The sequence below is a fragment of the Streptomyces sp. NPDC048295 genome (genome assembly GCF_040652135.1).
Lineage (GTDB): Bacteria > Actinomycetota > Actinomycetes > Streptomycetales > Streptomycetaceae > Streptomyces.
In genome coordinates this window covers 1-19371 of sequence record NZ_JBEZLL010000058.1, presented here as the reverse complement: position 1 = coordinate 19371, position 19371 = coordinate 1, and the positions used below count along the sequence as shown (strand labels likewise).

Genomic DNA, 19371 nt, shown 5'->3' with positions numbered 1-19371 from the left:
ACGGTCTGCCCAAGTACAACGAGTACAAGAAGGCCGACAGCGACCACCTCCTGGAGACCACCGGCCGCGAGCTGCGCAAGCTCATGAGCTGGGTCAACGACGAGGACGCGTAACGCCGACGCCCCGGGGGGCGGGTCCTGCGACCCGCCCCCCGGGGCGTTCCCGTCATCCCACCGCCGGAAGAGGCGGCGCCGTACGTGTGTACAAGTCGTCCACCCCCGTGCGGGTGATCCTTCCAACGGGGCGCAGTATGCGTCCTGGCGCATGACTACACTTCTCCACACATACACGCGTCAGGCCCACAGTGTCGTGCGTCTTCCACGCGGCAAGCCCCTCCACGCCTGCGGCCGTCGGGACGGCCGTCCGCACTGGATCTGTGAGGACTCACGTGAGCTCGAAACCTGTCGTACTCATCGCTGAAGAGCTGTCGCCCGCCACGGTTGACGCCCTGGGTCCGGATTTCGACATCCGGCACTGCAACGGCGCGGACCGCGCCGAGCTCATCCCCGCGATCGCCGAGGTCGATGCCATTCTGGTGCGCTCGGCCACCAAGGTGGATGCCGAGGCCATCGCCGCCGCGAAGAAGCTGAAGGTCGTCGCCCGCGCCGGCGTCGGTCTGGACAACGTGGACGTCTCCGCCGCCACCAAGGCGGGCGTGATGGTCGTGAACGCGCCGACCTCCAACATCGTCACCGCCGCCGAGCTGGCCTGCGGTCTGCTGGTCGCCACCGCGCGCAACATCCCGCAGGCCAACACCGCCCTCAAGAACGGTGAGTGGAAGCGCTCCAAGTACACCGGCGTCGAGCTCAGCGAGAAGACCCTCGGTGTCGTCGGCCTCGGCCGCATCGGCGTCCTGGTCGCGCAGCGCATGTCGGCCTTCGGCATGAAGATCGTCGCGTACGACCCCTATGTGCAGCCCGCGCGGGCCGCGCAGATGGGCGTCAAGCTCCTCACGCTCGACGAGCTGCTGGAGGTCGCCGACTTCATCACCGTGCACCTCCCCAAGACGCCCGAGACGCTCGGCCTGATCGGCGACGAGGCGCTGCACAAGGTGAAGCCCTCGGTCCGCATCGTCAACGCCGCACGCGGCGGCATCGTCGACGAGGCGGCGCTCGCCTCCGCCCTCAAGGAGGGACGCGTCGCCGGAGCCGGCCTCGACGTGTACGCGAAGGAGCCCTGCACGGACTCCCCGCTGTTCGAGTTCGACCAGGTCGTCTGCACCCCGCACCTCGGCGCCTCCACCGACGAGGCCCAGGAGAAGGCGGGCATCGCCGTCGCCAAGTCCGTGCGCCTGGCCCTCGCCGGCGAGCTCGTGCCGGACGCGGTCAACGTCCAGGGCGGCGTGATCGCCGAGGACGTGCGTCCCGGTCTGCCGCTCGCCGAGAAGCTCGGCCGGATCTTCACCGCGCTCGCGGGCGAGGTCGCGGTCCGCCTCGATGTCGAGGTGTACGGCGAGATCACCCAGCACGACGTCAAGGTGCTCGAACTCTCCGCGCTCAAGGGCGTGTTCGAGGACGTCGTCGACGAGACCGTGTCGTACGTGAACGCCCCGCTCTTCGCGCAGGAGCGCGGTGTGGAGGTCCGCCTCACCACCAGCTCCGAGTCGCCCGACCACCGCAACGTGGTCACGGTCCGCGGCACGCTCTCGGGCGGCGAGGAGGTCGCGGTCTCCGGCACGCTGGCCGGGCCCAAGAACCTCCAGAAGATCGTCGCCGTCGGCGACTACGACGTGGACCTGGCGCTGGCCGACCACATGGTGGTGCTGCGCTACGAGGACCGTCCCGGTGTCGTCGGCACGGTCGGCCGGATCCTCGGCGAGGCCGGTCTGAACATCGCGGGCATGCAGGTCTCGCGGACGGACGCGGGCGGCGAGGCGCTGGTCGTGCTCACCGTCGACGACGACGTCCCGGCGTCGGTGCTCGCCGAGATCTCCACCGAGATCGGTGCCAATTCGGCCCGCACGGTGAATCTGACCGACTGACGGTTTCCGGATTTCCTCCGCGTACCCTCCGCGTACCCGGCATCTAGACGTGCGTCTTATACGCGCGTCTAGATGCCGGGTACGCTGCTTTCATGGGACACCGTGAGGATCTGCTCGAAGGCGCCAAGCGCTGCCTGCTGGAGAAGGGGTACGCCCGGACGACGGCACGCGACATCGTGGCCGCCTCCGGTACGAACCTCGCCTCCATCGGCTACCACTACGGCTCCAAGGAGGCGCTGCTCAACCTCGCCTTCCTCAAGGTGACGGAGGAGTGGGGCGAACTGCTGAACAAGGAGAGCGGCGAGGCGCGGGCCGAGGCACCGGAGGCGCCGGCCGCGCCGCTGGACCAGTTCCGCGACACCTGGGAGCGGGTGATCGGCAGCTATGAGCAGACCCGCGCCGTCTGGCAGCTCCAGATGGAGGTCATCTCCCGGATCGAGTCCGACTCCGAACTGCAGAAGGCCCTCGCCGGCCCGCAGCGCGACGGCCGCGTCGGTCTCGCCGAGAACATGCTGGGCATCGACCCCCGGGCCGACCCGGAGAAGGCGCGGGTGGCCGGTCTCTTCTGCCAGGCGCTGCTCGCCGGCGTCATGGTGCAGTGGCTGATGGACAGTGAGTCGGCGCCCTCCGCACAGGATCTGACGGACGGGCTGAAGGCCGTCCTGGAGGGCCGGGCGGGCTCCGTCGGCTAGCATGATCCGCCGGTTCGGCCCCGGCGGGGTCCGTACGTGCGACGCCGTCGTCGGCGCAGGCAGGAGTGGACACGGATGAGGAAGCGAATCCAGGCATCGCGCGGGAACGGTGGCGCGCGATGAGCGCCCGCGCCGGAGAGACGTTCGCCGTCGCACGGGGCGTCGCCGACATCGAGGCGCTGCTGACCGCACCGCTGCCCGCCGCAGGTCCGGCGGAGGCCGAGGGCGAGCCCGGCACGGGGGAGTGGACGGCGACCACCGGTGAGGGCTTCCGGATCGTCCCGCTCTGGGAGGGCGACGCGCTCGACGGGGCGGACGGTCCCGAGTGGGACGACGCCCAGGAGGCGGCCCGGGCGCGGCTCGCCTCGCTCGCCGCCGAGCTGGACCGCCGCTGGGGGGACCACCGCGAGGTGGCGGTCCACCACGCGCTTCTCCTCAGGGAGAACGGGGAACCGGTGCCCGCCCTCTTCGAGGCGCTGCTCGACGAGGACTGCTACGGAGACCTGTCGGTCTGGGGACCTGTCCCCACGCACGGGCGCTGGGTGGGGGTGAGCGTCGGGCACAGCGACGGGGACGCGCCCCTGGTCATGGCGGCCGTCGTCAGCGACCGCCCGATCGTCGCCCCCGACCCTCCGTCCTGGCTCTGAGCGGTCGTCCCCGGCCGTGTGCGACACGCTTCAGGGTGCCGGCGGCAGTGCCCGGCAGAGTGCCTCCACCGCCGCGGCGAACGCGTGGTCCGCCGGGGCGGCGTACCCCACGACCAGGCCGTCCGGTGCCCGGTCCGTCGCGTCCGGGTGGCGGAAGTCGTCCAGCCCGTCCAGGGCGAGGCCCTGCCAGGCGGCGGCCTTGAGCACGGACTGCTCCGTGCCGGGCGGCAGTCGCAGCACGGCGTGCAGTCCCGCAGCGATGCCGGTCGGCACGATGTGCGGGGCCCGCTCGGCGAGCGCCGCCACCAGCCGGTCGCGGCGGTCGCGGTAGTTCCGGCGCATCCGGCGGACATGGCGGTCGTACTGTCCGGACGTGATCAGCTCGGCGAGGGTCAGCTGGTCCGGCACGCTCGCCCAGGCCTCCCGCTCCCCCTTCGCCGCCAGGACCGGCGCGACCAGGCGCTCCGGGAGGACCAGCCAGCCGAGCCGGACGGCCGGTGACAGGCTCTTGCTCACCGAGCCCGCGTACATCACCCGGTCCGGATCCAGCCCCTGTACCGCGCCCACCGGGTCCCGGTCGTACCGGAACTCGCCGTCGTAGTCGTCCTCCAGAACCAGCCCGTCCCGGCCGCGCGCCCAGTCGACGACGGCCGAGCGGCGCTCCGGCCCCAGCGGCCCACCCGTGGGGAACTGGTGAGCCGGAGTCAGCAGGACGGCGCGCACACCGGACAGCCCGGCCAGCTCCCCGACCCGCGCACCGTCACCGTCGAGTGTCAGCGGGAGTGTGCGCACCGAGGCGGCGTCCAGGAGCGACCGGTGGAATCCGAGACCGTACGACTCCACGGCCAGCCGGCCGCGCAGGATGCCGCACCCGGACAGCAGCCGCAGCGCATGGGCGAACCCGGAGCAGATCACGATCCGCTCGGGCGTGGTGCGGACTCCGCGCGAACGCCCCAGATAGTCCGCCAGAGCCCGGCGCAGTTCGGTCCGGCCCTGCGGGTCACCGGGGCCGAAGGCGTCGTTGGGCGCCGCGTTCAGGGCGCGGCGGGCGGCGGCCGACCAGGCGGTACGGGGGAAGGAGCCGGTGTCCGGCCGCCCCTGGCGCAGATCGTGGACGGGGCCCGCCGGACGGTGCGGCACCTTGCGCGGGACCCGGGAGGACGCCACGGGAGCGGCCCGCCGGGCGACCCGTGTCCCCGAGCCCTGCCGGGCGGTCAGCCAGCCCTCCGCGACCAGTTCGGCGTAGGCGTCGGCGACGGTGTTGCGGGCCAGGCCCAGGTTGGCGGCGAGCGACCGGTAGGGCGGCAGCCGGGTACCGGGCGCCAGCCTCCCCTCCCGTACTGCGCGGCGCAGCGCGCGGATGAGGACCGCCCGGCGGCTGCCCGGCCCCGCCAGGTCCAGGAGCAGGTCACTGCCGATCCGCTCCGCAGAATTGACCCATGATTCCGACATGGGAATGCACCCTATGCGAGGTCTTTGAGGCTCATAACGTAGAGGACATGACGAACCACGGAACAGCAGTCCGCGCCCCTCGCATCAACTTCGCCAAGGCCGCCCCGAAGGCGTTCAAGGCCCTCATCGGCTTCGACGCCGCCGCACGCCAGGACCTGGATCCCGCGTTGGTGGAACTGGTGCAGATCCGCTCCTCGCAGCTCAATGGCTGCGCGTACTGCCTCCACATGCACACCAAGGACGCCCGCAAGGCCGGGGAGAGCGAGGAGCGGCTGCACATGGTGGCCGTCTGGCGGGAGGCCACGCACTTCTTCACCGCCGAGGAGCAGGCCGCGCTGGCGCTCACCGAGGCCGTCACCCTGGTCTCCCGCGACGGGGTCCCGGACGACGTCTACGCACGGGCGGCGGCCGTGTTCGACGAGACCAGGCTCGCCGGTCTGCTGGCGCTGATCTTCACCATCAACACCTGGAACCGTCTCGCCCTGGCCACCGGCAAGGTGGCCGGCACGGACGAACGGGCGGCCTGAGGCCGTCGCGCTCAGAGCCGGGACGCCTTGAGCGCCATGTGCAGCAGCAGCCGGTCCTCGCCGTCGTTGAGGTCGAGGCCGGTGAGCTGCTGGATCCGGGAGAGCCGGTAGTAGAGCGTCTGCCGGTGCACACCGAGTGCGGCGGCCGTCCGGGATGCCTGGCCCGCGCAGTCGAGGAAGACCTCGGCGGTGCGGGCCAGATCCCTGTGCGGCGGGGTGAGCAGGGGACGGACCACGGGGTCCGCGGCCGTTTCCACGGGGAGCGCGGTCAGCAGCCGGTACGGTCCGATCGCCGGCCACTGGACGACCGGCCCGAACCGGGGCTCGGCCGTCGCCGCGCGGGCGGCGGCCACCGCCTCGTGCCAGGCCGCGGCCAGCTCCGTCAGACCCCGGCGGGGGACCGCGACCCCGGCGGTGGCGCCCCCGCCCGCGGCGGCACGCAGCCGGTCCGCGGCCGAGAACGCCGGGTCGAGCACATCCGTGGAGCGCAGCCGGACCAGCGCGGCCAGGACGGGCGACGCCCCGGCCCCGGGGATCGCGGCGAGCGCCGCCGTCGACGGCACCGTACGGACCGACGGCGGATCGTCCGGCCACGGGGCCACGCACACCACCGTGTGCAGCCCCTTCGCGTCCGGCCCCAGCGCCTCGTCCAGCGCGGCCACCGCCATGTCGCGCTGCCAGCCCCGGCCGGCGGTCAGCACCGCGCCGAACTCCCGGGACGGATCGGTGCCCGCCCGTGCCTCGTCGGCGAGCAGCGCCCCGATCCGGGCCGCCACCTCCATCGCCGCCTTCAGCTGCTCGTCGGTCGGCCCCGGGTCCGCGTCGAGCAGCCATACGTAGCCGAGCACGGCACCCCGGTGGCGTACCGGAAGACAGATCCGGTCCCGGAAGACCCCGGCCTCCGGGGCCGCCGGAATGCGGACCGGGCCGGTGGCGCGGGTGATGCCGAAGCCCTCGAACCAGGCACGGACGGCGGGCGTGGAGCGGCGGGTCAGGATCGAACGGGTCCGGACCGGGTCCATCGCGGTGTCGTCGTCGCTGTCGTGGGCGCCGAAGGCGACCAGGCCGAAGTCCCGGTTCTCCAGCGTCGCGGGGGCGCCGAGCAGCCCGGAGATCTCGTCGACCAGCTCCTGGTAATCGCCCTTCACCCGGCCATTCTCGCACCCCTTCAGACATATGTCTGAGAACAGGGGAACGGATGCGTGACAGCTGTCGATGGCACAGGATCGGAGGGATCCTTAGATTTCACGGTGGTTCTCCGTGCTGTACCGGTCTGTTCCCCATCTCCCGGTATGGCCTTCGTTCGTACTTTCCGTGGAGGTGCCCCGTGCTGGGTCCCGTGATACTCGCCGCGTCCCGCAGCGACAAGATGCGCCGTTTCGTCTCGGCCGCACCTGGCACCAAGCAGGTCGTCGACCGGTTCATCGCCGGTGAGACCGTCGACCAGGTCGTCCCGATCATCGAGGACGCCGCCGGAAAGGGCCTCGAAGTCACGCTCGACGTGGTCGGCGAGGACATCACCACCCCCGAGCAGGCCGCCGACGCCCGCGACGCCTACCTCGAACTGATCGAGCGCCTCAAGGACCTGGACCTGGGCACCAAGGCCGAGATGTCCGTCAAGCTCTCCATGTTCGGCCAGGCGCTGGACGGCGGCCACGAGCTGGCGCTCGCCAACGTCCGCCCGGTCGTCGAGGCCGCCGCCGCGATCGGCACCACGGTCACGCTGGACGCCGAGGACCACACCACCCTCGACTCGATGTTCGCCATCCACGAGGAGCTGCGGAAGGACTACCCGCAGACCGGCTGCGTGATCCAGGCCTACCTGTTCCGCACCGAGGCGGACGCCCGCCGCCTGGCCGCCGCCGGCAGCCGTGTCCGTATCGTGAAGGGCGCCTACAAGGAGCCGGCCTCCGTCGCTTACCAGGACAAGGCCGAGATCGACAAGGCGTACGTCCGCATCCTGCGGATCCTCATGGAGGGCGACGGCTACCCGATGATCGGGTCCCACGACCCGCGTCTGATCGCCATCGCCCAGGAGCTCGGCCGCAAGGCCGGGCGCAAGCTGGACGAGTACGAATTCCAGATGCTGTACGGCATCCGCAGCGAGGAGCACCTCCGGCTCGCCGCCGAGGGCCACCGGATGCGCGTCTACACGGCGTACGGCACCGACTGGTACGGCTACTTCATGCGCCGCCTCGCGGAGAAGCCGGCGAACCTGCTGTTCTTCGGCCGCTCCGTCCTCACCAAGGGCTGAGCCCCCCTCCACTTCTCTACCCAAGGAGCAACGGAACTCATGGACGCTGTGACCCAGGTCCCCGCGCCGGTCAACGAGCCGGTCCACTCCTACGCCCCGGGCTCCCCGGAGCGTGCCCGCCTGGAGGTGAAGCTCAAGGAGCTCAGCCAGAACCCGATCGACCTTCCGATGACCATCGGTGGCGAGAAGCGGATGGGCGGCGGCGAGCGCTTCGACGTCGTGCAGCCGCACAACCACAAGGCCGTCATCGGTACGTTCGCGGGCGCCACGCAGAAGGACGCGCAGGACGCGATCGACGCCGCCCTCGCCGCGGCCCCGGCCTGGCGCGCGATGTCCTTCGACGACCGCGCCGCGATCATCCTGCGCGCCGCCGAGCTGCTGTCCGGCCCGTGGCGCGAGACGCTGGCCGCGTCCACCATGCTCGGCCAGTCGAAGACCGCCCAGCAGGCCGAGATCGACACCCCCTGCGAGCTCGTCGACTTCTGGCGCTTCAACGTGCACTACGCGCGCCAGATCCTGGCCGAGCAGCCCCCGGCCAACTCGCCGGGCGTGTGGAACCGCATGGACCACCGCCCGCTGGAGGGCTTCGTCTACGCGATCACGCCGTTCAACTTCACGGCCATCGCGGGCAACCTGCCGACCGCCCCCGCCCTCATGGGCAACGTCGTGGTGTGGAAGCCGTCCCCGACGCAGACCCACGCCGCCGTGCTGCTGATGCAGCTCCTGGAGGATGCCGGTCTGCCCAAGGGCGTCATCAACCTGGTGACCGGTGACGGCATCGCCGTCTCCGAGGTGGCGCTGAACCACCGCGACCTGGCCGGTATCCACTTCACCGGCTCGACCCCCACCTTCCAGCACCTGTGGAAGACGGTCGGCAACAACATCGCCAACTACCGCACCTACCCGCGGCTCGTCGGCGAGACCGGCGGCAAGGACTTCGTGGTCGCCCACCCCTCGGCCGACCACGCCGTCCTGAAGACCGCGCTGACCCGTGGTTCCTTCGAGTTCCAGGGCCAGAAGTGCTCGGCCTCCTCCCGCGCGTACGTCCCGGCCTCCATCTGGAACTCCGGTTTCAAGGAGGCGTTCGCCGCCGAGGTCGACGCCATCACCATGGGTGACGTCACCGACCTGTCGAACTTCATCGGCGCCGTCATCGACGACCGCTCGTTCGCCAAGAACAAGGCCGCGATCGACCGTGCCGCGGCCGACCCGTCCTGCACGATCGTCGCGGGCGGCACGTACGACGACTCGGTGGGCTACTTCGTCCGCCCGACCGTCATCGAGTGCACCGACCCGGCCAACGAGGTCTTCACGACCGAGTACTTCGGCCCGATCCTCGCCGTGCACGTCTACGAGGACGACAAGTACGACGAGATGCTGGAGCAGATGGAGTCGGTCTCCGACTACGCGCTGACCGGTTCCGTCATCGCGAACGACCGCGCCGCGGCCGCGTACACGATGGAGAAGCTGCGGTACGCCGCGGGCAACTTCTACATCAACGACAAGTCGACCGGTGCCGTCGTCGGCCAGCAGCCCTTCGGCGGCGGCCGTGCCTCGGGTACGAACGACAAGGCGGGCGCCCCGCAGAACCTGCAGCGCTGGACCCTGACCCGGGCCATCAAGGAGACGCTGGTTCCGCCGACCGACTACACCTACCCCCACCAGGGCTGATCCCCTCGGGGCGTCCCACCCCGGCGCCCCGCCACGAATTCCGCCTCCCGCCCGGTTCCCCTGCCGGCCGGGAGGCGGTTTCCATGTGCCTCAGATCTCCACGAGCACCTGGTCCAGCGACTTGCGTACCAGGCCGGGCACCTCGCAGTCCTCGGCCGGATACCCGACCGGGATCACCGCGAACGCCTTCTCGTTCTCCGGGCGGTCCAGCACCTCGCGCAGGAACCGCATCGGGCTCGGTGTGTGGATCAGCGCCGCCAGGCCCGACAGATGCAGCGCCGAGAGCAGCATTCCGACAGCGATCCCGACCGATTCGTCGACGTAGTAGTGCTTGTGCCGGGTGCCGTCCTCGCCCACCCAGTACCGCTGCTGGAACACCACGACCAGGGCCGGGGCGTCCGTCATATGGGCCTTCACGGCATCGGTCCCCAGCGGTCGCAGCGCCGCCAGCCACTCCTCGCCGAGCCTGCCGTCGTAACTGATCCGCTCCTCGCGCTCGGCCGCCTCGCGGATCTGCCGGCGTACGTCCGGGTCCTTGACCAGGACGAAGGTCCACGGCTGCTGATGCGCGCCGGACGGGGCGGTCGCGGCACAGGCGATCGCGTCCTTCACGACCTGCTCGGGAACGGGATCGGACGAGAACCGGCGCACGGTCCTGCGCTCGCCCATCAGCTTCCGCAACCGGGCGGCACGGGCGAGGGACTCCTCGGCCGCGATGCGTTCGGGGCGGTGGGGGACCGGCCGGTAGGGCGCGCCATGGATGGGCGTCCACTGCGGGGGTACGGCTGTGGTGTCGGACATGGCGGCAGTCTGGCGGGCGGGAGCAGGTCCGGACCAGAGTGCCGTCGGACAGAAGCGGCACGCCCGTCGGTCAGTGTCCGGTCAGCTCCAGCCGGTCACGATCAGTGACAGCCCCGCCGCGAAGCCGCCGCCCAGCAGGACCAGAAAGCGGCCGTACCGGCGGCGGTGGCGCCGCATCAGCAGCCCGAAGGCGGCGAAGCCGAGCCCCACGGCGAGCGTCCGGGAACCCCGGGCCGCCGCCGACGCGGTGAGCCAGCCGAGCGCGGGGACACCGGCGCGGCCCGCCTCGGCGCCGTACACCTTGAACGGAATGCCGTTCCACGGCTGGTGCCGCACCGCCGACGCCCCCTCCAGCGCGAGTTCGGCCCGGACCTCCGCCCGCATCCGGTCCGTGGTCAGCGGGGCGGGCAGATGCACACCGGCCGAGGCCAGCTGAAGGGCGAGCAGGCCGCCGGCCAGGCTCCCGGCGAGCGCGCCCAGCGACATCCTGAGGGCTGCCCGGGGCACCGCCACACAGACCGCGGCCAGTAGCAGCTCCGGCATCAACGGCCAGCTCAGCGCCTCCGCCAGCGCCCACCCGAATGCCAGCGGGACGCCCCGGCGCGAGGCCACGACCGACGCCACCCGGCGCCGCGCCGCCGAGTCCCGCAGCGGCTCGGCGACCGTACGCGCGTGCAGCGCGGCCACCGCGTCGCGGGCCTCCCGAGGGCCGGCCGCCGACGGCAGCGGGTCACCGATCGACACCCGCACCAGCGCCGAACGCAGCCGGCCGTGCTTGGGCAGCAGCCGGTCGGTGCCCGCGATCCCCACCGGCACGACCGGCACCCCGGCCCGCTCGGCCAGCACCAGCGCGCCGCGGTGGAAGGAGCCCAGCTCACCGTCCCCGCCCCGGGTTCCCTCCGGGAACAGCACGACCGCCCGGCCGGCGCGCAGCTCGTCCGCCATGGACAGCAGGTCGTCCATGCCGCCTCCGCTGCGCCGCACCGGGAACCCGGCCGCGAGCCTGCGGCAGATCCGGCGCCGCCACGGCGAGGCGAACCAGTAGTCGGCCGCCGCGCCGATCGCGGGGGTGTGCCGGGCATCGAGCGCGGCGAGCAGCGCCGCCGTGTCCGCGTGCGAGGAGTGGTTGGCGACCACGACACAGCCGCCGCGCGGCAGCCGGCCGCGCCGCTCCACCCCGCCGGTGAGGCTGAGGACGGCCCACCACAGACCGCGCCGGAGCGTGGCGGCGAACCGGGAGCGGGCGGGCAGCGCGATGCGGTCGCGGACGCGCGCAGGGGTGCGGGTCATGTCATCACCATCGCCAGGAGAAGGGCCACCAGCAGGGAGTCGATCCGGTCGAGGAGGCCGCCGAAGCCGGGCAGCCAGCTGCCCGCGTCCTTCACCCCCGACTCGCGCTTGACCATCGATTCGAGCAGGTCGCCCAGGACACAGCCGCCGATCACCGCGGCCCACAGCGGGAACGCGAACCCGCCGAGCACGAGCAGCGGCAGGGCCGTCGCCACCGCCGCGCCGAGCACCCCCGCCCAGGTCTTGTGGGGGGAGAGCGGCGACAGCGGCCGGGCCAGCGGGCCCCGGCGGCCCAGCGCCGTCCCCCCGCACCAGGCACCGACATCGCCGAGCGCCACCGCGAGCCCCACCGCGACACCCGTGTCCCCGAGCGTCACCAGACCGGTCAGGGCGACCGGGATCCACAGCAGTCCGAATGCGGTACGCGCGGCGCGGGTGAAACCGGCCCGGTCGTCCCCGCCGAGCAGCGGCGGGAGCGCGGCCGCGACCAGCAGCAGCGCCGCCGCCCGGACGTCGAGGAACCGCGGCGCGAGCCACGCCAGCGCGGGGAGCGCCACCGCGGCTGCCACGAGCACCGCGAGGTCGCCCCGGCGCAGCCCCGCCATCCGCGCGAACTCGCCCGCCGCGACCACCCCGAGCCCCGCGGCCAGCGCGAACGTGCCGCCGCCGCCCAGGAAGTACGCCCCCAGGAAGACCGGCGCCACCAGCGCCCAGGTACGCCACCGCTTGCGCAGCTCGGCCCGCATCCGGACCGTCGACGGCAGCACGGCGACGGCGACACCGCCCGCCCCCAGCACCCCCGCGACCAGCGGCACGGCCCGGGCCGCCGCCTCCTCGGCGATCAGTACGGCGCTCATGCGGTCTCCCGCCACAGGCCGGCCAGCCGGAGCGCGGCGGTCAGCAGCGAGCCGGCGGCGATCACGGCCAGGACGGGCACGGCCCAGCCGCTCGCCGCCGCGACCACGGCCAGCAGGCAGCGCTCGGTCTTGCCGACCGGGCCGCCGTTGCGCCGGGGCGCGCCCGCCGCCGCTCCGGCCAGCGACACCCAGGACGGCAGCGTCGCCGCGAGCCCGGCCACCGCCACCAGCCACAGCGGGGCGAGTGCCAGGAACCCGGCCAGCACGACCAGATCCGCCACCCGGTCGCCCAGTTCGTTGAGTACCGCGCCCCGCCGGGTCGTCCGGCCCGTGTCGCGGGCCAGCGCGCCGTCCAGGTTGGCGAAGGCGAGCCGGGCCGCGAGCAGCACGGCGACGGGCAGGGCGGCGAGGCCGGTGGGCAGCCAGGCCAGCGCGGCGGCGGCACCGGCCGCCGAGACCACACCGGCCGCGGTGAGGGTGTCGGGCGACACCTCACGGCGGACCAGCGCGGCGCGGACGCCGGAGAGCCGGTCCGCGTACCAGGGCTTGAGAGCGTAGAGGCCGTTCATGGGCCCAACTCTCTTGCGACGCACGCACCTTCGACACGTGGCGGGTACTCAAATGCCGACTGAGTACCTGGTGGCCGTGGTGCTCGGGAGGCCGGGGCGTACGGCCGGGGCGAACCCGCGCACCGCACACACCGCCGGCCGGCCCGGGCAGCGCTCGACGGGATCCGGGGAGGACCGCGGTACAGGCGCGGTACCCGGTGGAGCGGCTGCCGGACGAGGAGGACAGGACCTTTGTCCGCGGCGCGGGCGGCCGGGGGCTGCCCGTCGGCTCCGGGACGCTCGTCCTCGACCGGTCGGACGGCGACGTGATGTGGGCGACAGCCGCCGCGGCGAAGCTGCCCGCCGACCGTGTCACCCCTTCTGAGCAGGCACGATGGCCTGTCATCCGGGCTCTCGTCCGGAATCCGGGGACGGCCGGCGGTAAACCTCCGTCTCAGATAGTAGGAAGTCCGAGTAATTGTGGAGACAGACCGGCCGAGCTGCCCTAGCTTTGTAGGAGCCGAACGTCACGCTAGATCCAGCGACTGGCGGTCGTGAGTGCGCGCCCCTGTGCAGGCAACCCCTGCGGCGCCCGCTCCCCGCCCTTCCGGCGCCTCGAAATCCTGATCTCGAAATCAGCTTCACGATTTTCGATCTCGAAATCCTCGCGATCTCAAGGAGTCGATCCATCATGGTCCAGACGACTGCCCGCCGTGTCCGCCGTGCCCACCGCCCGACCGAGTCGGAGCGCCGGAACGCCGCCGCCGCCCTCCAGCGCGCCCTCGACCGCAGGGACAACGGCGGTTCCACCGGTCACTGAGACCGGCCCCGCTCAGCCCCGGCTGATCTCGAAGTGGTCGATGCGCTCGCCCGACTCGGCGAGCGCGGTGACCTTCATCCGGGCGTGCCGGCCGGGTTCCACCTCCACTGCCAGGAAAGAGAACCCGGTGTAGCGCACCCGGGACCACTCCACGGTCTCGGTCGCCCTGCCGCCGCCCTTGACCACGTGGTACGTGTCCACGCTGTCCAGGTCCGCGACATGCCCCTCGAAGCTGTCAGGCACCGGGAAGTCGTACAGCGCCTTGCCCGCGCCGCCCGCCGTGACGTACACGATGCCGTCCCGCGTCGGGTCGGTGCGCTCGCCGATCGGCACCTTGCGCCGGACGGCGTTGTTCAGGATCGCGTCGGTGCGCTCGTAGACGTGGTTGTGGCCGTTGATGACCAGGTCCACCCGGTGCTTCTCGAAGAGCGGCACCCATGCGTCGCGCACCCCGCCGTCGGAGGCGTGCGCGTTGGTCGTCGAGAAGGCGCAGTGGTGGAAGAAGACCACCACGAAGTCGATGTCGTGACGGGCCCGCAGCTCGCCGAGGCGCCGGTCCAGCCAGCGGGTCTGCCGGCCGTCGCTGATCCCGAAGTTGGCCGGGATCTCGTACGAGACGTCATTGGCGTCGAGGGCGACGACAGCCACATTGCCGTGCACGAACGAGTAGGCGCCGGGCTGGTTCACCGGGTCCGGGCCGTTGTCGGGCAGCGTCCAGCGGGCGTTCTGCCCTCCGTAGCCGTCCGGCGAGTACCAGGCCTCCATGTCGTGGTTGCCGGTGGTCACCATCCACGGCACGGTCTTCGACACGGTCTCCGTCTGTGCCAGGAACTGGTCCCAGGTACGGGCGTCGTAGGTGTCGGTGCTCTGCCCGGAGCCGGACGGGTCGGCGTAGCAGATGTCGCCCGCGTGCAGGTGGAACGCCGGGTTCTGGCCCAGGATCAGCTGGTCGTTGCCGAGTGCGTGGTAGCTGACGCCCTGGTCGCCGAAGGCGGTGAAGGTGAAGGCCTCGGCGCGCGAGGGCGCGGTGGTGAAGGTGCCGAGCGTGCCCAGATTGCGGGTGTCGGCGGGGTCGAAGCCGTCGTGACCGACGCCGTAGTAGTACGTCGTGCCCGGCTGCAGCCGCTCCAGGCTCGCGTGCACGTAGAACTGCTCGGCAGCCGCGATCTTGCCGCCGTTCAGTTCCGGGGTGGTCAGATGGCGGACCTCGGCGTCGATCCGGCGGCTCAGCGCCCACGGCTTGTGGCCGATCCGGATGTACGGCCGCTTCACGGCGAACGGGACCTGCCAGGAGACCGCCATCTGCGTCCTGGGGTCGGCGCCGTACGCCAGGTGCCGGCCGAACGGTGCCACCAGCGAACCGTCCACCTGGGTGGAGGTGCGGCGGGAGGTGAGCGCGGTGGGGGCGGCGTACGCGGGCGAGACGGCGAGCGAGGTGCCGAGACCGGCGACGGCCGCGGTCGCCACTCCGGTACGCAGCGCGCCGCGCCGGGTCAGCCGGGTGCGCAGGTATTCATGCTGCTCGGCCATGCTCATCCGGTCGGCGAGCTTCTCGGGGATTCCGAAACGGGGGATGTCCATGGAGCAGAACATCCACCCATCGCCTGACGCCGTACCGTCGGATAGGTGAACGGTACACGTACAGCTCCCCATGTGTCCGCATGGTGGACGTTACGTGTCATGGGGTGGGACGCGCAGTAGGGTGCGGACATGTCTCGCAGCATCAGTCTCGCAGTGATCCCCGGTGACGGTATCGGCCAGGAGGTCGTGGCCCAGGGTCTCAAGGTCCTCAACGCCGTTCTCCCCGAGGATGTGAAGCTGGAGACCAAGGAGTACGACCTCGGCGCCCAGCGCTGGCACCGCACCGGTGAAACCCTTCCCGACGCGGAGCTCGAAGCCCTCAAGGGCCACGACGCCATCCTGCTCGGTGCGATCGGCGACCCCTCCGTACCGTCGGGCGTCCTGGAGCGCGGGCTCCTGCTGAAGCTGCGCTTCGCCTTCGACCACTTCATCAACCTGCGGCCGTCGAAGCTGTTCCCGAACACCGCGACACCGCTGGCCGGCCGCCCGGACATCGACTTCGTCGTCGTCCGCGAGGGCACCGAGGGCCCGTACACGGGCAACGGCGGCTCGCTGCGCACCGGTACGCCGGCCGAGGTCGCCACCGAGGTCAGCGTCAACACCGCGTACGGCGTCGAGCGCGTCGTCCGTGACGCGTTCGAGCGGGCGAGCGCCCGCCCGCGCAAGAAGCTGACGCTGGTCCACAAGAACAACGTCCTCGTGTACGCCGGCCACATGTGGAAGAACATCTTCGACAGGGTCGCGACCGAGTACCCCGAGGTCACCACCGACTATCTGCACGTCGACGCCGCGACGATCTTCTTCGTCACCCAGCCGGAGCGCTTCGACGTCATCGTCACCGACAACCTCTTCGGCGACATCCTCACCGACCTCGCCGCTGCCGTGACCGGCGGCATCGGCCTGGCCGCGTCCGGCAACATCAATCCGACGGGCACCTTCCCGTCGATGTTCGAACCGGTCCACGGCTCCGCCCCCGACATCGCGGGCCAGGGCAAGGCCGACCCGACGGCCACGGTCCTCTCCGTCGCCCTCCTGCTGCGTCACCTCGGCCACGAGGCCGAGGCCGCGCGCATCGAGGACGCCGTCTCCGCCGACCTCGCGGAGCGCGACGGGGCGACCAGCCGGACGACCGACCAGATCGGCGACGCGCTCGCGGTACGCGTAGCGAACTGACCCGACGACTCCGTCTCGAAGCCGCCGGGCAACCACCGCTCCCGGCGGCTTCTCCTTGTGCGGCCCCGGGTGCCACCATCGACACTGGACCGCACACACGCCGTTTCGTGCACGGCCACCCGGGAGCGATAATCGAACGGGGCCGTGGCTCGCAACGAAACTCGGACGTCCTAGCACCTGCCTGGCGGGAGCGGCGTGAGCGCGGTCCAACACACACAACGGTGAAGGACACGCACTCATGACGACGCCCACGATCGAGCTCAAGCCCTCCTCGAACCCGCTGTCCGACGCGGAGCGCGAGGCGAGCATGGTCAACCCCGGATTCGGCCGCCGCTTCACCGACCACATGGTGACGATCAAGTGGACCGAGGGCCGCGGCTGGCACGACGCCCAGCTCGTGCCGTACGCACCGCTCTCGATCGATCCCGCCAACATGACCCTGCACTACGGGCAGGAGATCTTCGAGGGCCTCAAGGCGTACCGCCAGCCCGACGGCTCGGTCGCCACCTTCCGCCCCGAGGCCAACGCCAAGCGCTTCCAGGCCTCCGCCCGCCGGCTGGCCATGCCCGAGCTGCCCGTCGAGACGTTCATCGCGGCCTGTGACGCACTCGTCAGGCAGGACGAGGCCTGGGTTCCGGCGCACGGCGGCGAGGAGTCCCTCTACCTGCGCCCGTTCATGATCGCGACCGAGATCGGTCTCGGTGTGCGGCCCGCCAACGAGTACCTGTTCCTGGTGATCGCCTCGCCGGCCGGCGCGTACTTCCCCGGCGGTGTGAAGCCGGTCTCGATCTGGCTCTCCGAGAACCGGGTGCGTGCCGTCCCCGGCGGCATGGGCGACGCCAAGACCGGCGGCAACTACGCCGCGTCCCTCCTCGCCCAGGCCGAGGCCGCCGAGAAGGGCTGCGACCAGGTCGCCTACCTCGACGCGGTCGAGCACAAGTGGGTCGAGGAGCTCGGCGGCATGAACCTGTACTTCGTGTACGGGAACAAGATCGTCACCCCGGCCCTGACCGGCTCGCTGCTCGCCGGTGTCACCCGTGACTCGCTGCTCAAGGTCGCCCGTGACCTCGGCTACGAGTCCGAGGAGGGCCGCGTCTCCATCGACCAGTGGCGCGAGGACACCGCGAACGGCACCCTCACCGAGGTCTTCGCCTGCGGCACCGCTGCCGTCATCACCCCCGTCGGCACCGTCAAGTCCGAGGGCGGCGAGTGGGTCCAGGGCAACGGCACGCCCGGCGAGGTCACGATGAAGCTGCGCGAGCGCCTGCTGGACGTCCAGCGCGGTGTCGCCGAGGACACCCACGGCTGGATGCACCCCCTCGGCTGACGCCCCCGGCCCCCGGGCCCCGTATCCACGAAAAGCCGCGCCCCGCTCCCGCCGGGCGCGGCTTTCGTATGCGCCGGGCCGTGTCCCGCTGCCCGGTGTGTGCCCTCTCACGCGGAGCGTCCGGCACCAGGCCTCGCGGCGTCGCGGGGCCGGGGCACGCGCCTCGCGGCGCCGTCGCCGATCACCGGCGCTCCGCGTCCGCTCGGTCCTCCGCCGTGCGATGCGCGCACCCCGGCCCCGCTCCCTCATCCGCGCCGCCTGCTGCCGGACGCTCTTAGAGTGCCGCTCTAACCATGAGTTAGAGTGCTGCTCTAACCGAGAGGTGTGGAGACGTGCGACTGACTCCGACGGAACGCGACCGGCTGCTGCTCTTCAGCGCCGCCGAACTGGCCCGGGCCCGCCGCGCCCGGGGGCTCAAGCTCAATGTCCCCGAGGCGACGGCTCTGATCGCGGACACGGTCTGCGAGGCCGCCCGGGACGGGCGCAGGCTCGCCGAGGCCATCGAGGCCGCCCGGTCCGTGCTCGGCCCCGACGACGTGCTGCCGGGCGTCGCCGACGTCGTCACCGAGGTCCATGTGGAGGCCGTCTTCGACGACGGCTCGCGGCTCGCCGTGGTCTCCCGGCCGCTGGGCGACGGGCTGGGCGACGAGGGGCCCGGGGCCGTCGTCCCCGGGCCCGCCACGCCCGAGCCGGAGCCCGCGGTGCGGCTGACCGTCCACAACACCGCGACCGTGCCGGTCTCCGTGACCTCGCACTTCCACTTCTTCGAGGCCAACCCCCGGCTCGACTTCGCACGCTCGGACGCCTACGGGATGCGGCTCTGCGTCCCCGCCGGGTCGTCCGTGCGGTTCGGGCCGGGGGAGAGCGTCGAGGTGGGCCTGGTGCCCATCGGCGGCACGCGCGTGGCGATCGGCTTCGCCGGTCTCGTCGACGGCCCGCTGGACGCGCCGGGCGCCAAGGAGGAGGCCCTGCGCAGGGCCGCCGCCTGCGGATATCTGGGAGCGAAGGGAACAGGCGCATGAGCAGGCCGACCAAGCACAGCGACCACTGCGCGCCGGGCAGCAGGCACATCGACCCCCACGCGTACGCCGCCACGCACGGCCCGCGCGCCGGGGACCGGGTCCGGCTCGGCGACTCCGGGCTGACCGTCCGCGTCGAGTCCGACGCACAGCAGTACGGCGAGGAGTTCCTCGCCGGTTTCGGCAAGACCGCCCGCGACGGGCTGCACCTCAAGGCCGCCGCGGTCCGCGACACCTGCGACATCGTCATCAGCAACGTCCTGGTCATCGACGCGGTGCAGGGCATCCGCAAAGTGTCGATCGGCATCCGCGAGGGCCGGATCGCGGCGATCGGCCGGGCCGGCAACCCGGACACCCTGGACGGTGTCGACGTCGTCGTCGGCACGGGCACGACCATCGTCTCCGGCGAGGGCATGATCGCGACGGCCGGCGCCGTCGACACCCATGTCCACCTGCTCTCGCCGCGGATCATGGAGGCCTCGCTCGCCTCCGGCGTCACCACGGTCATCGGCCAGGAGTTCGGCCCGGTCTGGGGCGTCGGCGTCAACTCGCCCTGGGCGCTGCGCCACGCCTTCAACGCCTTCGACGCCTGGCCGGTCAACATCGGTTTCCTGGGCCGCGGTTCGTCCTCCCACCAGGCACCGCTGGTCGAGGCGCTGGCCGAGGGCGGGGCCTGCGGCTTCAAGGTGCACGAGGACATGGGCGCCCACACCCGCGCCCTGGACACCGCG

Annotated in this window: 18 protein-coding genes and 1 pseudogene; 12 read left to right on the top strand and 7 right to left on the bottom strand. The window is 72.0% G+C overall.

Going from position 1 to position 19371, the window contains the following annotated elements:
• The 4 genes and pseudogenes from AB0D53_RS41190 to AB0D53_RS41175 form a co-directional block, all read left to right on the top strand.
• A pseudogene (locus AB0D53_RS41190) lies at positions 1-113 on the top strand (ketol-acid reductoisomerase); the annotation flags it as partial.
• 275 nt (positions 114-388) lie between these two features.
• Positions 389-1981: a phosphoglycerate dehydrogenase gene (gene serA, locus AB0D53_RS41185; RefSeq protein WP_362454607.1), complete on the top strand. Its 1593-nt coding sequence runs from the start codon at positions 389-391 to the stop codon at positions 1979-1981.
• Between the two features lie 92 nt (positions 1982-2073).
• A complete protein-coding gene (locus AB0D53_RS41180) occupies positions 2074-2673 on the top strand; it encodes a TetR/AcrR family transcriptional regulator (protein WP_362454604.1) in 600 nt (199 codons plus the stop codon).
• A gap of 119 nt (positions 2674-2792) precedes the next feature.
• Positions 2793-3320: a hypothetical protein gene (locus tag AB0D53_RS41175; protein ID WP_362454602.1), complete on the top strand. Its 528-nt coding sequence runs from the start codon at positions 2793-2795 to the stop codon at positions 3318-3320.
• A 30-nt stretch (positions 3321-3350) separates the two neighbouring features.
• Here the strand turns inward: AB0D53_RS41175 and AB0D53_RS41170 are convergent, their stop codons facing one another.
• Positions 3351-4772 carry a PLP-dependent aminotransferase family protein gene (locus AB0D53_RS41170; protein WP_362454600.1) on the bottom strand — a complete coding sequence of 474 codons (1422 nt, stop codon included), beginning with the start codon at positions 4770-4772 and terminating at the stop codon, positions 3351-3353.
• A gap of 47 nt (positions 4773-4819) precedes the next feature.
• Between AB0D53_RS41170 and AB0D53_RS41165 the strand changes: the two genes are divergently transcribed.
• On the top strand, positions 4820-5299 hold the full coding sequence (locus AB0D53_RS41165; RefSeq protein ID WP_362454598.1) for a carboxymuconolactone decarboxylase family protein: 480 nt from the start codon (positions 4820-4822) through the stop codon (positions 5297-5299).
• 11 nt (positions 5300-5310) lie between these two features.
• Here the strand turns inward: AB0D53_RS41165 and AB0D53_RS41160 are convergent, their stop codons facing one another.
• Positions 5311-6447, bottom strand: coding sequence for a helix-turn-helix domain-containing protein (locus tag AB0D53_RS41160; protein WP_362454596.1), 1137 nt, complete (start codon positions 6445-6447; stop codon positions 5311-5313).
• Positions 6448-6626: 179 nt separating this feature from the next.
• On the opposite strand from AB0D53_RS41160, the gene AB0D53_RS41155 reads away from it, so the two are divergent.
• On the top strand, positions 6627-7553 hold the full coding sequence (locus AB0D53_RS41155; RefSeq protein ID WP_362454594.1) for a proline dehydrogenase family protein: 927 nt from the start codon (positions 6627-6629) through the stop codon (positions 7551-7553).
• Positions 7554-7592: 39 nt separating this feature from the next.
• The gene (gene pruA, locus AB0D53_RS41150) at positions 7593-9224 is read left to right on the top strand and encodes an L-glutamate gamma-semialdehyde dehydrogenase (protein WP_362454592.1); all 1632 of its coding nucleotides are present in this window, start codon (positions 7593-7595) and stop codon (positions 9222-9224) included.
• A 90-nt stretch (positions 9225-9314) separates the two neighbouring features.
• Here pruA and AB0D53_RS41145 read toward each other — a convergent pair whose 3' ends face one another.
• The 4 genes from AB0D53_RS41145 to AB0D53_RS41130 form a co-directional block, all read right to left on the bottom strand.
• Complete coding sequence (locus AB0D53_RS41145; protein ID WP_362454590.1) at positions 9315-10025, bottom strand: nitroreductase family protein; 711 nt, start codon at positions 10023-10025, stop codon at positions 9315-9317.
• An 81-nt stretch (positions 10026-10106) separates the two neighbouring features.
• On the bottom strand, positions 10107-11315 hold the full coding sequence (locus tag AB0D53_RS41140) for a lysophospholipid acyltransferase family protein (protein WP_362454588.1): 1209 nt from the start codon (positions 11313-11315) through the stop codon (positions 10107-10109).
• Positions 11312-12172, bottom strand: a complete 861-nt coding sequence (locus tag AB0D53_RS41135; RefSeq protein WP_362454586.1) for a phosphatidate cytidylyltransferase — start codon at positions 12170-12172, stop codon at positions 11312-11314. Before AB0D53_RS41135 ends, AB0D53_RS41140 begins: the two co-directional genes overlap by 4 nt.
• The gene (locus AB0D53_RS41130) at positions 12169-12741 is read right to left on the bottom strand and encodes a CDP-alcohol phosphatidyltransferase family protein (protein WP_362454584.1); all 573 of its coding nucleotides are present in this window, start codon (positions 12739-12741) and stop codon (positions 12169-12171) included. Before AB0D53_RS41130 ends, AB0D53_RS41135 begins: the two co-directional genes overlap by 4 nt.
• Before the next feature lie 670 nt (positions 12742-13411).
• Between AB0D53_RS41130 and AB0D53_RS41125 the strand changes: the two genes are divergently transcribed.
• Positions 13412-13540: a hypothetical protein gene (locus AB0D53_RS41125; protein ID WP_329814433.1), complete on the top strand. Its 129-nt coding sequence runs from the start codon at positions 13412-13414 to the stop codon at positions 13538-13540.
• Between the two features lie 12 nt (positions 13541-13552).
• Here the strand turns inward: AB0D53_RS41125 and AB0D53_RS41120 are convergent, their stop codons facing one another.
• Positions 13553-15121 carry a metallophosphoesterase family protein gene (locus AB0D53_RS41120; RefSeq protein WP_362454581.1) on the bottom strand — a complete coding sequence of 523 codons (1569 nt, stop codon included), beginning with the start codon at positions 15119-15121 and terminating at the stop codon, positions 13553-13555.
• 129 nt (positions 15122-15250) lie between these two features.
• Between AB0D53_RS41120 and AB0D53_RS41115 the strand changes: the two genes are divergently transcribed.
• The 4 genes from AB0D53_RS41115 to AB0D53_RS41100 form a co-directional block, all read left to right on the top strand.
• Positions 15251-16294: a 3-isopropylmalate dehydrogenase gene (locus tag AB0D53_RS41115; RefSeq protein WP_362454579.1), complete on the top strand. Its 1044-nt coding sequence runs from the start codon at positions 15251-15253 to the stop codon at positions 16292-16294.
• A gap of 238 nt (positions 16295-16532) precedes the next feature.
• The gene (locus AB0D53_RS41110; RefSeq protein ID WP_362454577.1) at positions 16533-17621 is read left to right on the top strand and encodes a branched-chain amino acid aminotransferase; all 1089 of its coding nucleotides are present in this window, start codon (positions 16533-16535) and stop codon (positions 17619-17621) included.
• Positions 17622-17953: 332 nt separating this feature from the next.
• A complete protein-coding gene (gene ureA / locus AB0D53_RS41105; protein ID WP_362454575.1) occupies positions 17954-18643 on the top strand; it encodes an urease subunit gamma in 690 nt (229 codons plus the stop codon).
• Positions 18640-19371: amidohydrolase family protein (locus AB0D53_RS41100; RefSeq protein WP_362454573.1), on the top strand; the 732-nt coding region annotated here is incomplete at its 3' end. The genes ureA and AB0D53_RS41100, both read left to right, overlap by 4 nt.